General features: G+C 41.4%; 13 protein-coding genes. 11 read left to right on the top strand and 2 right to left on the bottom strand.

The annotated features are described in order from the left end of the window. Positions 1 to 121 precede the first annotated feature (121 nt). A complete protein-coding gene (locus tag Q8W40_RS13030; protein WP_305397643.1) occupies positions 122 to 742 on the bottom strand; it encodes a TetR/AcrR family transcriptional regulator in 621 nt (206 codons plus the stop codon). 204 nt (positions 743 to 946) lie between these two features. Here Q8W40_RS13030 and Q8W40_RS13025 point away from each other — a divergent pair, with 204 nt between their 5' ends. From Q8W40_RS13025 to Q8W40_RS12990, 8 genes are all read left to right on the top strand, one after another. Beyond that, positions 947 to 1180: a hypothetical protein gene (locus Q8W40_RS13025; protein WP_305397641.1), complete on the top strand. Its 234-nt coding sequence runs from the start codon at positions 947 to 949 to the stop codon at positions 1178 to 1180. A gap of 67 nt (positions 1181 to 1247) precedes the next feature. Next, entirely contained in the window at positions 1248 to 1919 is a 672-nt protein-coding gene (locus tag Q8W40_RS13020; RefSeq protein WP_305397639.1) for a YjbF family lipoprotein, read from the top strand. Positions 1920 to 1926: 7 nt separating this feature from the next. Next, the gene (locus Q8W40_RS13015) at positions 1927 to 2646 is read left to right on the top strand and encodes a capsule biosynthesis GfcC D2 domain-containing protein (protein ID WP_305397637.1); all 720 of its coding nucleotides are present in this window, start codon (positions 1927 to 1929) and stop codon (positions 2644 to 2646) included. Beyond that, positions 2643 to 4865 carry a YjbH domain-containing protein gene (locus Q8W40_RS13010; protein WP_305397635.1) on the top strand — a complete coding sequence of 741 codons (2223 nt, stop codon included), beginning with the start codon at positions 2643 to 2645 and terminating at the stop codon, positions 4863 to 4865. The genes Q8W40_RS13015 and Q8W40_RS13010 overlap by 4 nt, the downstream gene beginning before the upstream one ends. A gap of 118 nt (positions 4866 to 4983) precedes the next feature. Next, entirely contained in the window at positions 4984 to 5925 is a 942-nt protein-coding gene (rfaD, locus tag Q8W40_RS13005) for an ADP-glyceromanno-heptose 6-epimerase (RefSeq protein WP_305397978.1), read from the top strand. A 170-nt stretch (positions 5926 to 6095) separates the two neighbouring features. Continuing rightward, complete coding sequence (waaF, locus tag Q8W40_RS13000) at positions 6096 to 7130, top strand: lipopolysaccharide heptosyltransferase II (RefSeq protein ID WP_305397634.1); 1035 nt, start codon at positions 6096 to 6098, stop codon at positions 7128 to 7130. Then, entirely contained in the window at positions 7127 to 8380 is a 1254-nt protein-coding gene (gene waaA, locus Q8W40_RS12995; protein ID WP_305397633.1) for a lipid IV(A) 3-deoxy-D-manno-octulosonic acid transferase, read from the top strand. Before waaF ends, waaA begins: the two co-directional genes overlap by 4 nt. 13 nt (positions 8381 to 8393) lie before the next feature. Then, positions 8394 to 9701, top strand: a complete 1308-nt coding sequence (locus tag Q8W40_RS12990) for an O-antigen ligase family protein (protein ID WP_305397631.1) — start codon at positions 8394 to 8396, stop codon at positions 9699 to 9701. Between the two features lie 4 nt (positions 9702 to 9705). On the opposite strand, the gene Q8W40_RS12985 is transcribed toward Q8W40_RS12990, so the two are convergent. Next, positions 9706 to 10380, bottom strand: a complete 675-nt coding sequence (locus Q8W40_RS12985) for a glycosyltransferase family 32 protein (RefSeq protein WP_305397629.1) — start codon at positions 10378 to 10380, stop codon at positions 9706 to 9708. Positions 10381 to 10469: 89 nt separating this feature from the next. Between Q8W40_RS12985 and Q8W40_RS12980 the strand changes: the two genes are divergently transcribed. The 3 genes from Q8W40_RS12980 to Q8W40_RS12970 are packed head-to-tail and all read left to right on the top strand — an operon-like array spanning position 10470 to position 13599. Then, entirely contained in the window at positions 10470 to 11216 is a 747-nt protein-coding gene (locus tag Q8W40_RS12980; RefSeq protein WP_305397628.1) for a glycosyltransferase family 25 protein, read from the top strand. 4 nt (positions 11217 to 11220) lie between these two features. Further along, a complete protein-coding gene (locus Q8W40_RS12975; protein WP_305397626.1) occupies positions 11221 to 11910 on the top strand; it encodes an acyltransferase in 690 nt (229 codons plus the stop codon). Between the two features lie 57 nt (positions 11911 to 11967). Next, positions 11968 to 13599, top strand: coding sequence for a sulfatase-like hydrolase/transferase (locus Q8W40_RS12970; RefSeq protein ID WP_305397624.1), 1632 nt, complete (start codon positions 11968 to 11970; stop codon positions 13597 to 13599). The last annotated feature ends 36 nt before the right edge of the window (positions 13600 to 13635 follow it).

The following is a 13635-nucleotide window of genomic DNA, read 5'->3' as shown; positions in this document are numbered from 1 at the left end:
AGTAATTAGATATGGAATGACAGGCCATAAATCAGCATTAGAAATATTGTATTAAACCCTTCAACGGAATGTTGTAAAAAGAGTGCCCACAGCTCATATTCACCTAATGATTTCCGCTTATTTACAAGCACCTAACGAATTGATTTAAAATACCTTTACCTACCACCGTAGCATGAGGCTTCATCACACTCACCATTTGCCTTATCCCGTTGGCGACATCTTGTTCTGTGACTTTTTCATGTGCGGTTATGGCACTTTGATAACTAAACCAGTTTGTCGCAATGAAATGAATAGTCGTGAGCAGCTCGCTCTTTTCCGTCTCATCAATATTAATCAAATTTAACGACTGGAAGGACTCGCATATCAAAAGCAAATTCGCACGCAACTGCTCTTGCACAGATAAATAGTCGCGATGTAATTTTGGGTCTCGAGCGAGAATGTCAGGGAGATTGGAGTAAAAAAAACGGAACCTCCACATTAAAGCAAAAATACTGTTCATGTAATGCTCAAACAAACTCACAGCATCTTTCGAATCAATACTTGGCGAAAACTGGCGAAGCAACTCTTCCTCGTAAAGCTTAAAAATACCTCGAACAATTTCCTCTTTGTTGCGAAAGTGGTAATAGAGATTACCAGGGCTCATGGAAAGGTGTTCTGCGATATGGTTAGTAGTCACATTCCGTTCGCCATGCTCATTAAACAGATCTAGAGCACCTAGAACTATTTTCACTTTTGTTTTCACACTATACTCCGAATAGATTATTCAATGGCTTAATGATTAGTGCACAATGAGACCATACATTAAACAATGAATTTCAACTTTCTTCGTTAAATATGGTCTGATCTGCATACTGATTATTTACTTTATCTGAGTGTGTACACTAGAATAGCCTTGAGGAGAATTTCATCACCTCATTACATCGATGTAAATAAGTAAGGATAAATAATGAAATATATCGCTCTAGCAATGCTGGTTGCACTAGGTGCTGCAGGTAACGCTTTTGCTGCTGGCGAAAGCAGCTCAACAGCCGCTTCAGGTGGCGGTGCTGCAGGTGGCGCTGGCGCTACTGGTGCTGCAGTAGGTACTACCACTGCAATCGTTGGTGGCGTTGCTGCTGCTGCTGTAGTTGCAGTTGCAGTTGCAGATTCTGGTACTACGTCTACGTCTGTATCTCAGTAATCTGATATCGCTATGCAATCGCCCTGACTGGTTCAGGGCGATTTTTTATCTGTAGGATCATACGACTGTGCTTTCAAATTTTTCATTGCGTACATTGATTTATCTTTCTGTGGTTTCTTTCTTACTAGGCTGTACTCAGAAGATGAACGATGTGGGCAGCAGCTTATCCGAAGCCTTTTCAGCTTCTGATGATGTCACACTTAGCCAAGAAGAAATTTCCAGCCTCCCGTACGCCAGTACCTATTTACGCATCAATGACGGTCGCCAAGTATTCATGGTGTTAGCATTTGCTGACTTAAATCCGACAACAGGTAATACTCGACTAAAATGGGCATCTACAGATGGATCGATGATAGCAACGGAACAAGGTCGAATCGTAAAAACATTGGGATTTGACGGCAGCAATCTCATCAATATTTCCGGTAAAGGTATATCAACGGGCATCATCACAGATAGCCAATGGTTCGCTGTTTATGATTGGTCTCCTGACTACCGCTACCATTTTAGTGCATCGGTTAATTCAACGTTCATAAAACAAGAAACGATAAGCACAAGCCAGTGGACGCTGGAAACCAATAAAATTGATGAACACGTCAATTTTAATGAGCTAAATGAAGCCTTTACCAATAGTTACTGGATTACCGATGCAGGTGAAACAATGAAATCGATTCAGTATATCGGTCCAAATATGAATAAATTCGAAATGACCATATTGAAAACATTTGCGCCAGCAAGGTAACCTTATTATGAGAACTTTACTTACCTCACTACTAAATACCGTGCTTGCCTGTACACTGGTATTTAGTACCTTAGCGTCATCACATCAACTGACCGTCCACCTTCCCAACCAAAAATTAAATCTAAACTATATGCTGCCAAGTCAGCTATCCCAGGTCATAGCAGACACACAAGCACAATATAAAGAAGCGTTGTTTTTTGAAGGTGGTGTATTGGCGAGTACTAAGCAGCAAGCCAAAGTTGACGGCCTTAAACATTCAATATTTAAGCGCCTAACTCGTGAGAACTCTGAGCAAAGCCTACACCTTCTGAATCAACTTAAAGCGATGCATTTTGTTGGTCGCGAATGGGTAAGCCTAGATTACGATCTCGTTCGGTTAAAACCCGAATTAGACCCCTTACTGTCTGGGCGCTATGATTTTTATGTCTCCCCACGAAACAATCAAGTTCGTATTCTAGGGCACGTTAAAAATCCAACTCATACCCCATTATTAGATAGTCGAGACCTCACGGCTTATTTGAATAGTCTTGAGCTATCTGAATTTGGCGATTTAGATCAAACCTATATTATTCATGCCAACGGTGATCTCATTCAAACAAAACTAGGTTATTGGCAGCCAGATCGCTATTACATAAGCCCAAGCTCAAAGATATTCATTGGTTCCAGAGATACTCCGGAAACAAACAAAGACATAGCTCAACTTCTTAGATACGCGGTGGATAAATGATGTTTCGCCAATCAATGCTAACCCTTTCTCTATTCGCTGCGTTTTACGCTAACGCAGAATCTACAGACACTGTATTCCAACCTGCCTCTTACACGCCATCCCAAATGGACTTTGGCGGTGTTGGTCTCATCAAGATGCCAACAGGGAGAATGGCACCAGAAGGGGAGTTCAATTTAAGCGCAAACATCAACCATGAATATCGCATGTACAATGCATCAATCGCTCTTTTTCCATGGTTCGAAGCGACCATTCGCTACGCGATCGTGCCAAACAAGCGGATGGGTGCCCAAGAGTTCAGTGGGGACAGCCCTTATCTGGATAAAGGCATCGATTTTAAATTCCGTTTATTGGAAGGAAGCCGTTGGTTACCGGAAGTAGCAGCGGGTGTCCGAGACTTTGGCGGGACTGGCTTGTTTGATGGCGAGTTCATCGCCGCATCCAAAAAGGTCTACACCAATGATTACGGTGTATTCGACTTCACATTAGGTATGGGTTGGGGCTATATGGGCATGCACGGTAACGTGACCAATCCATTTTGCAAAGCCAACGACAAATTCTGTGAGCGACCAAAAGATTTTGGCGGCACTGGCGGCGAAGTGGATTACCATCGCTGGTTCAAAGGCCCTGCCGCCATCTATGGTGGCGTCGAATATCAAACACCCTATCAACCACTTAGTTTAAAAGTGGAATACGATACCAATGATTACTCTGAAGACTTCCCGACCCGACATAACTCTGGGGATTTCTACGAAGTCGATATGACTCAGCACACACCCATAAACGTTGGTTTAATTTATCGCGCGCATCGAAATATTGATCTCCGCTTAAGCTACGAACGGGGAGACACCGTTTCTGCAGGGTTCAGCCTTCGCACTAACTACAATGAACTGGCATCACAATGGCGTGACGAACCTATTCCTCGCCCGAGCAATGAGCAGCCAGAAAATGTCAATGACGTAGATTGGCCATCACTCGAAAAACAACTTGCGCTGGTCGCGGGCTATGAGGGTGTTAAAGTTCATGTGGATGACACGACTGTGATTGTCTCCGGTGAGCAAGTTAAATATCGAGACTCAGAGATCGCCCACGAGCGAGCGGCTGCCATTTTGCGCAATCAACTACCTAAATCCATCAACACGTACAAAGTGATCAATACGCAACAGCACATCGCAACCGAAGCCACCGACATTGATGCGAAAAAATACGAACGCATTGCTAATGTCAGCTACATCAATCCATACATTTCTGATGCTTCAAGCGTCAGTACGGATACTAAAGTCCGTGGTAAACAGGTGCATGATGGCGCCGATCGCTTATATTACGGAGTTTCACCAACGCTACGTCAATCGATAGCAGAGCCCGAAGAGTTTTATATTTTCAATCTCGGTGTTCGTGGTGAAGCCAGTTATTGGTTAACAAACCAGCTTCAAGCATCTAGCTCAATCCAAGTCAATTTATACGACAATTACCCTGAGCTAAACTTTATCGTGCCACCAGATGGCACAACGGTTCCCCCTAGAGTTCGCTCATTGGGTCGGATGTATTTCCACGACAACCCAGTCAGAATGGACACGCTTCAACTGACTTGGTTTGATAATTTCGGCGACAGCATTTATCAACAAACTTATGCAGGTTACCTAGAAAGTATGTTTGCTGGTGTGGGAACGGAATGGCTTTATCGCCCAAGAGGAAAGAACTGGGCTATTGGTGCAGACATCAACCTTGTTGCGCAGCGCGATCCAGATAGCTGGTTTGGTGTATACCAGCAAGACACTCAATACAGTGCTGCGGATGGTCGCTCATTCAAAGTGTTAGACAAAGGCTATACCGGCTTCGTTTCGGGTTACTATATGCCAAAGTGGTCGTGGCTGGATGACACTCTGTTCAAGGTTGATGTTGGTCAGTACCTCGCTCAGGATGTGGGTGTTCGTGGGGATTTCTCTAAGCAATTCAAAAGTGGGGTGATAGTAGGCGCTTACGCTAGCTTGAGCAATTTATCCGCTGAAGAATTTGGCGAAGGCAGCTTTACCAAAGGGTTTTACATCTCGATTCCATTCGACGTTATGACGGTAAAACCAAGCCGAAACAGAGCGAAATTTGATTGGCAACCTCTGACTCGAGACGGCGGTCAAAAGCTCAATAAGGAACACGACTTGTTTAGCCTAACAGATTCAGCCTCGCCTTGGTTTACAAGAAAGAACACGGTTCCTCAGCCATAGAGGAACGTAGGTATAAATCAATAAGAACAAAATACAATACAGAGGCGCTATGCCTCTGTATTTTTTAGCGCCTTATTTGGTACACTCGCAACAACTCAATTTAAAGCTTGGTGAAAACATGATCATTGTAACTGGCGGCGCTGGCATGATTGGCAGCAACATTATCAAAGCCCTAAACGAACAAGGCATCAACGACATCCTAGTTGTAGATAACTTAAAAAACGGCAAAAAGTTCAAAAACCTCGTTGACCTTGATATCGCTGATTACATGGATCGTGATGACTTTTTAGTTCAAATCATGTCGGGCGAAAACTTTGGCCCTATTGACGCTGTATTTCACGAAGGTGCCTGCTCAGCCACCACCGAGTGGGATGGCAAATACATGATGCTCAACAACTATGAGTATTCCAAAGAGCTACTTCACTACTGCTTAGAACGCGAAATCCCCTTCTTATATGCCTCTTCTGCTGCGACTTACGGTGAAACTACAGTTTTCAAAGAAGAAAAAGAATACGAAGGCGCCCTTAATGTATACGGTTACTCCAAGCAACAATTCGATAATTACGTTCGCAAAGTTTGGGAAGATGCGGTCGCACACGGTGAAACACTGCCTCAAGTAACAGGCTTCCGCTATTTCAATGTGTACGGTCCTCGTGAAGATCACAAAGGCTCAATGGCGTCCGTTGCTTTCCACCTAAATAATCAAATGAACGCAGGCGAAAACCCAAAATTATTTGAAGGCAGTGAGCAATTCATTCGTGATTTTGTTTATGTTGGCGATGTAGCGGCGGTCAATCTTTGGTTCTTAGAAAATGGCGTATCCGGCATTTTCAACCTTGGTACAGGCAATGCAGAGTCCTTTGAAGAAGTGGCGAAAGCCGTGATCGCTTTCCATGGTAAAGGAGAAATTGAAACGATTCCGTTCCCTGAGCATTTGAAAGGCGCTTACCAAGAATACACCCAAGCGGACATGTCTAACCTTCGCGCTGCGGGTTGTGATCATGAGTTTAAAACAGTGGCAGAAGGTGTCGCTGAATACATGGAATTAGTCAACAAATAATTATTTTTATAAAAAGCACTAGAGCTCTAGTGCTTTTTTACACTCTACGACAAAACTCCACTAAAAAAGAATCAAAACTCTAAGACTATATTATCCGTAACAAATGGTCTCGCGATAAGATTCAATAATGATATCCTATTGCACTAGAAGAGAAATCAGTGAGCAACAGTATGAAGATTTTGGTTATTGGACCTTCATGGGTGGGCGACATGGTAATGTCGCAAAGCCTGTACACAGAATTGAAGACCCAGCACCCGGAAGCCACGATTGACGTACTTGCTCCTGCTTGGTGTAAACCCATCCTAGAACGTATGCCCGAGATATCCCGAGCCATAGAAATGCCTATGGGGCACGGGGAGTTTAATTTATTCGGTCGACGTAAAATAGGTAAATCTCTAGCCCAAGAAGGCTATACGCACTCTTTCATCCTCCCTAATTCGGCGAAGTCTGCACTGATCCCTTGGTTTGCGGGCATACCGCACCGTACTGGCTGGAAAGGTGAAATGCGATATGGATTGCTTAACGATTTACGTCCTGATCGAAAAGTTTTCCAATATATGGTCGAGCGGTATGTCGCACTCGCCCACAGCAAAAATACCATGCTAGATTCGGTTGTCTTACCACAGTGCCCAACACCAAAACTTACGATAGATTCAGACTCTCAGCGAAGTGCCTTACTTAGATTAAACCTGTCCGATGAAAGAATCGCAATTGGCCTTTGCCCTGGTGCCGAGTACGGTCCTGCAAAGCGGTGGCCCGACGCTTACTACGCGAAAGTTGCACAATTTGTTATAGAACAAGGCAAACAAGTTTGGTTATTTGGATCTGCCAAAGACAGAGAAGTCACTCAGAAGATTAGAAACGCCTTACCCGAAGCACTTCAAGCGTATTGCCATGATCTGGCCGGACAAACGAGCTTAATTGAAGCCGTAGACTTACTCGCAGCCTGTGATACCGTTGTCTGCAACGATTCTGGTTTAATGCATGTCTCGGCTGCGGTCGGCTGCAACATTGTAGCGATTTATGGGTCAAGCTCACCAAAGTATACGCCGCCATTAACCGACAAGTTGACCATGCTGCACACTGACATTCAGTGCCGTCCATGTTTTAAGAAGACATGCCCATACGGGCATATGAAGTGTTTAACAGAGTTGCCTCCTAACCGCGTGATATCCGCATTAGAAACAAATAAGGCTTCGGCATGATCGCAAGAGTCTTGTACACCATTATACTCACATTAGCCGCGCCAGTATTACTTTATGGTCTTTTCCGGAAACGCAAAAACAAGCCATCTGTCGGTTCTCGTTGGAGAGAACATTTTGGATTGACGCCTAAATTGGATAGTGAAGTGAGCCCGATATGGATACACGCTGTATCAGTGGGTGAAGTCCTTGCGGTGACTCCTTTTATAAAAGAATTAAAAAAAAACGTTCCCGATACACCAATATTGATCACTACCACGACCCCGACGGGCGCAGAGCAAGCAGAAAAGCTATCAGATATTGCTATACACCGATATATGCCAATCGATTTTAGTTTTGCAGTTAGGCGATTTTTGAAAGTTACCAAACCTTCGCAAATGATCATAGTTGAAACCGAGCTTTGGCCTAATACCTTGCATACTGTAGCAGAAGCTGGTATCCCAATTTCATTGCTAAACGCCCGCCTTTCGGATAAATCTAGACGCGGATATCAAAAGATCCGCCCTCTGTTTAATGAAATAGGCAAAAGCCTAACCAAGGTGCTTTGTCAACACCAAGAAGACGCTGATAACTTCGAAAAACTTGGAGTTCCGAAAGGGAAGTTATCAGTGACTGGCTCAATAAAGTTTGAAATCACAGTAACAAGTGAGATCATTGACGCTGGAAATGCATTACGAGAGCAACTAGGGAAAGACCGCCCCGTCTGGATTGCCGCCAGTACGCATCAGGGCGAAGAAGAACAAGTATTAAACGCTCATAAAGAGATTCTGAAAAAGCTTCCAAACTCCGTTTTAATTCTCGTCCCCCGCCATCCAGAAAGGTTCAATTCTGTTTCACAGCGAGTAAACAACGAAGGTTTTTCTTATTCCAGAAGAACATCTTCTGCCCAAATCGATTCAATTCAAGTTTACATCGGCGATACCATGGGAGAAATGCTCACGCTCATGCAAGCCTCCGATGTATGTTTTATGGGGGGGAGTTTGATTGGGGATAAGGTGGGAGGGCACAATTTATTAGAACCTACAGCAATCGGAATACCTTCACTGATTGGCCCCAGCTTTTTTAACTTTAAGAGCATTACCGAGGACTTAACGTCATTAGGTGTTACTGAAATTACGGATAAAATAAACTTGCCTAAAAAGATATTTCGACGACTCAACTCAAGTGAAGAAGATGACTTGATAAATATATCAAGGTCATATATTAAGGATAAGAGCCCTATCGCTTTATGCATAAATACATTAGATATATAAGTGAATTTTGAAAATGATAAATAGCCGAATAACAAGAGTTCTAAACTCTGAAAAATTCATTTTACTAATGGTTTTTAGTGCATGCATTTATGCGGCATTTAAAGACTCTTGGCGACTACTAGCCGATATATTTCAAACATTTTTGCTATTATCCTCTTTGATAACATTGGTCATTCATTGGCCTTTCTTTAAACGAGAGAAGTTACTATGGTTACTACCAATAGCTTTGATTGTGCAGCTAAGCAGCTGGCTTTATTCTCTTCATTTTTACCCAGAAATAGCGACTGACTCACCTCAATTAGGGCGTTTTCTAGAGTTTTTTGTTTTTTTCTTTATCGCTTTTTGGTTGAGAAGCAATGAAAAATACATCTGGGTTATGCTAGCTTTCTTTGTTTTCGGCTCTATTTTTACTCTCAACTACCATGCATCTATACTAGCTGAAATTTCTGTAGGGCTCTCAGGGGCGCGGGTAGATTTTGACTATAGAAATGCTCAACATGGCGCACTAATTATTGGTGCTTCAATTTTAATTTCAGTGTGCTTTTTATCTAAACTCGTTAAAGAGTCCCCCAAAAGCATAACTTTAATAGTAACTTCTTTGTTATTAATTATCTTTCTAATTATTCTTCAAAGTATAATGCAAACTCGCCAAGCCATACTTGGCATTGCTCTATCTTTAGTATGTGCAAAAGTCTATAGCCATTATAATAGAGGAAAATTAAACATTAAAACATTGAGCTTTATTTTTTCAATCGGTATGTTATTCATTCTTATTGGGCTTGAATCGGACATTCTTTATCAGAGATTAAAATCAGAGCTCTATGTTATAACTGATTATATTCTTACTGGAGACTTCACTAATACACCATATACGAGTATCGGAATTAGGATCCAATTATGGTACGAATCTGTCAAGTGGCTTATTAAAAGTCCTTTTTTAGGGTTTGGCAATGGTATTGAGCCTCATATAATTGAACATTCTTCTAGACTAGCAGCCAGTGTCACAGAAGAGTTTAAGCATGTGCACAATTCATATATTGCGACCATGTTACGATTTGGTTTTATTGGTTTAATAATGTGTTTTATTTTGCTAGTTTTTCCTATAGTTGAGTTATTTAGATGTACAATTAAAGATAAGCACACCCAAAACATTAAATATTTAGCAGTTATGTTTTTAGTCTATTGGCTCATCGTCAATACATTTGAATCTTTCTGGTATATGAAATCTGGGCTTTGGACCTACACTGTTTTTATGGCAGTTATATATACTATCCCACTATCTAGAAGATACGAAAAGTATCTAGAATCACTCGATAATTAAACTTTCATTTCCATCGAAATAAGGGCTTCTGATATTCATATATTTTGCCAAGAAGCCCTTTATGCTTAGACTTTAAATATGGGATTTCATTGTTTTCCCAAGTATGCTGATACCAATGAACTACGTAAGCATTCTCGGGGTGCTCAAATTCTAATGCTTGACCTTGATAAGAGAAAAAGTACTCAGGTTTTAGTATTTTAATTGCATCGCTACTTTTAAAGTCTTCCACTGTATTTGTCATAATATCTGGTCCCATAAATAGCGCAGAGGACATGATTTCACACTGATAGAAATCAAGTAACTTGCCTAGAATCTCTTGTGACTTAATAGAATAAATAGCTGCAGTACCTACAAGACTGTCATTCTCCAAACCAACACAGAAATCACAATCGGCAAACAATTCAAAGGGATCTCTAACTATGGTCACGTCAGTGTCTAAATAAAGCCCACCATATTCATGCAATATACGAACTCTCAAGTAATCACTAACAAACGCAAAAAGCCCTCTTTTATAGCATTCCTTTGTAAATTCACATTCTTCAATCCACCTTAAGACTTGCTCAGACGAGTCCGTCCAAAGCCGAACTTCATAATTCTGCTTCTTCCAGTCATTGATACAAGCGTGGGAAAGTGGAGGCATTTTCTTACCTAACCAAATAGCGTGAATCATTTTACTCATATGAATCCAAAGAATTTTAAATATGCATGGTCTGAAATTGCTATGTTAAACTACCCGTTGAACTAAGTCAGCAGATACCACTATAGAACATGGATATATTCATCATAAGCTTGGCTGAAGCTACCGAAAGACGAGCAAGAATTACAAAAATTTTGAGCGAAGCTAATCTTAATTACACCATTTTTGACGCCGTCAATGGACACAAAGGCTTACCCTCGCCTCTTGTTGATTTACCTGATGACCATTTTAGAAAAGTCTTTAAAAGTAGACCTCTCTCTAGCGGTGAACGTGGATGCTATGCCAGCCACTATTTACTTTGGCAAAAATGTATCGAGCTAGATAAACCAATAGTCGTTCTCGAGGATGACGCAATTCCTTTGGATGGCTTCAAAAAAATGATCGTTGATCTTGAACAGCTCCACGATAAGTACGGATACATTAGACTCGAAACCCAATCAGGCAGCTCATCCATAGTAAATTCTATAAAAGAGGAATTTAACTTGGTGTATTGGGATTGTAATGATATGCGTACGGGTGGTTATTCGATTTCCCCAGCAGGTGCTAAAGCATTCCTAGAGGCCAGCTTTCGTTGGTGTTACTCTGTTGATTACTTTATAGGTAGCTCCTATATACACAAAGTCCCATCTGTTGGGATTGTTCCTCCCATAGTTTCAGCTCCCAACGACCTAGGCACCCATATACAGCTTGATGCAAAAACCAAAGTTCATTTCTTATATAAAATCACAAGAGAAAGCTATCGCTTCTATCGATTCTGGAGAATGAAAGCGTGGAACATCATGTGGAAAAGAAAAAACACCAAAGCTAAAGGCGAATAAAGCAATGCAGCTAACTAAAACTCTTTCAAAAATTTACCTATATTGCAGAGCTATCCCTAAGAGTTTGTTGTTCAACTTCCGGTATTTGCCTTTTTCCCAAGCCATAAAGTTTCCGGTTGTTGTGTCTCATCGAGTCAAATTTTTGCGTTTAGGTGGAGTTGTAAAAATCCCAAAATCAGCGAATACGGGTAAGATCCGTATAGGATTCGGGCAAGTTCAAGTAGCAGACAGTAGTCGCTCTAGAATGCTCTGGTCATTAGGAGAATCGGGGAAGGTAACTCTAGGGGAGCGTGTTAAGATCGGGACTGGTTGCAAACTCTTTATTGATGGAAACCTTAACATTGGCTCTAATACAAATCTCACTGGTGAGTCCACCGTTGTCTGTGAAAAAGAGGTACGCATCGGTGACGGTTGTCTTGTGTCTTGGCAAACAATCATTATGGATACCGACTTTCACCCCATCATCGACACAACGCAAAACATTAGGCTAAACCACGATTTGCCAATTTCTATAGGTGACAAATCTTGGATTGGAGCAAGGGTTACCATGACTAAGGGAAGCTCAATCGGTAACAATTGTGTGGTGGCAACCTCAACACATCTACACAAAACGTACGACGAAAATGACATTATATTAGGTGGAAATCCAGCCCGCATCATAGGGAGTATGATTGGAAAAGCATTTACCGACTAGAAAACCCTATAATTCATTTGACCGTTATATATTCGCTACTAATATTTGAAGATAAGCATGACGTTAAAGAAAAAAATCTTTACTTTTACATTACTTAGCACACTGTTGTTAGCAGCCTTGTTATTTGCTGAATACCTATTGAGGGCGCTCACAGATATCACTACCAGTCAAAATGTTTGGGAAAGCATTCAGATTTCCTTAACTCTAGGCTTACTCATTGCTTTTTCAACAAAAAAATTCAAAATACTACTCTCACTTTTCATTTTTCTTGCGCTGACTTTTCAAAGCTCAAATGCTTTTTTCTACGGTGGTTGGATTGACCCAGTAAACCTCTACTTACTCTTTGAAAACCTCTCCGAAGTCGTCAATATTCTACCTAAGCTTGGTCTCTCCATTATATTGAAGTCGTTAGCATTTATTGTTGCTTCTATGACTTTCGTATATTGGGTTTATAGGCTTGGAAAGAACTTGCCGGGCTATAAAACAGCTAACGTACTCATTTTAGTTATTTTTCTATTCCAACCCATAAGAGATGGCGTACTTTACCCAGAGAAAATTGAAAAGAGGTTCACGAAAGACACACACAGCTTAATTCGCTCTTTCCATAACTCTTATGGAATTTTTGCTTCAATGCTGATATCCGATGCTACAGGAGGAAACCTGTACTCGAGTTTCAGGCAAGATGAATATCCGGATTTAAGAGCTAGCTCGTCAGAAACACCTAATATTTTCATTTATTTTGGAGAAAGCTTAAGTTCAAAATACATGGGGGAATATGGTTATCATTTAGATACAACCCCAATCCTTAGTCAGCTCATTCAAGACAACGATATACATACACTGTCGAGGGAAACCATCGCTGGGGCAGCTGCAACCATGCCGTCAAGTGTGCGATTTTTCCATATGATAGATAGACCAGATGCTAGAAAGCAGGCATCGTCATTCAACACAAGTTTGTTCCGATACGCGAAACTTGCCGACTATCAAACAGCCTATCTAAGCACGCAGGGGGAAAGCTATGTTAATCACATATATAAGCTAGTAGCAGGGAAGTATAGTGATTACTACTTTACGCCTCCACTCATGGATAGCCGCTTTAATGATAGGCAGGAGTCCGACGATAGACTAGCTATTGAGCAGTTCGCGAAATTAGAACTCGAAGAACCTTTTTTTGCTGTTTTACAACCGAACGGAAGTCATGCTCCTTTTGATGCGAAGTCACCTCATGACAAAAAAATCTTTGGTACGGGAACAGAATTGCAAGAGTACGAAAACTCCGTGCACTACACAGATGCAAATATTAAGATTTTATTAGAACAGGTGAAAGAAAAGTCCAAATCTAAACCATGGATTATCTTTATTACTTCCGATCACGGTACGCATGTTGATGGAAAAAGAATCAGCCGCTCATTGGATTTACCAGCATCCTATATGGTTCCAGGTATCGTGCTAACGAACTCACAAAGTATCTACGACACTGTTGTCAAACCTTACGCTGACTGTAAAAAGCTTCTCCATAAGAACTTTAGCGAGATGATAGCGAAAACCTTGAACAGAGACGTTCCTGTTGGTTCATGTGACAAAGGCGTCTTGTTCAACGGATTACTTAATGGATACGACTCTAGGTTTGTTGATATAGATGAAGAAGGCGCTGTTAAATTATCCATTTTTTCTGAGACTAAAAGTTAAGGAATATATCTTTATGTCCATTCGTTTGATGAATTC

This window comes from Vibrio penaeicida, from assembly GCF_030689305.1.
Taxonomy (GTDB): domain Bacteria; phylum Pseudomonadota; class Gammaproteobacteria; order Enterobacterales; family Vibrionaceae; genus Vibrio; species Vibrio penaeicida_B.
Note: the sequence above shows the minus strand (reverse complement) of the source record. Positions and strands in the feature narration are given on the sequence as shown.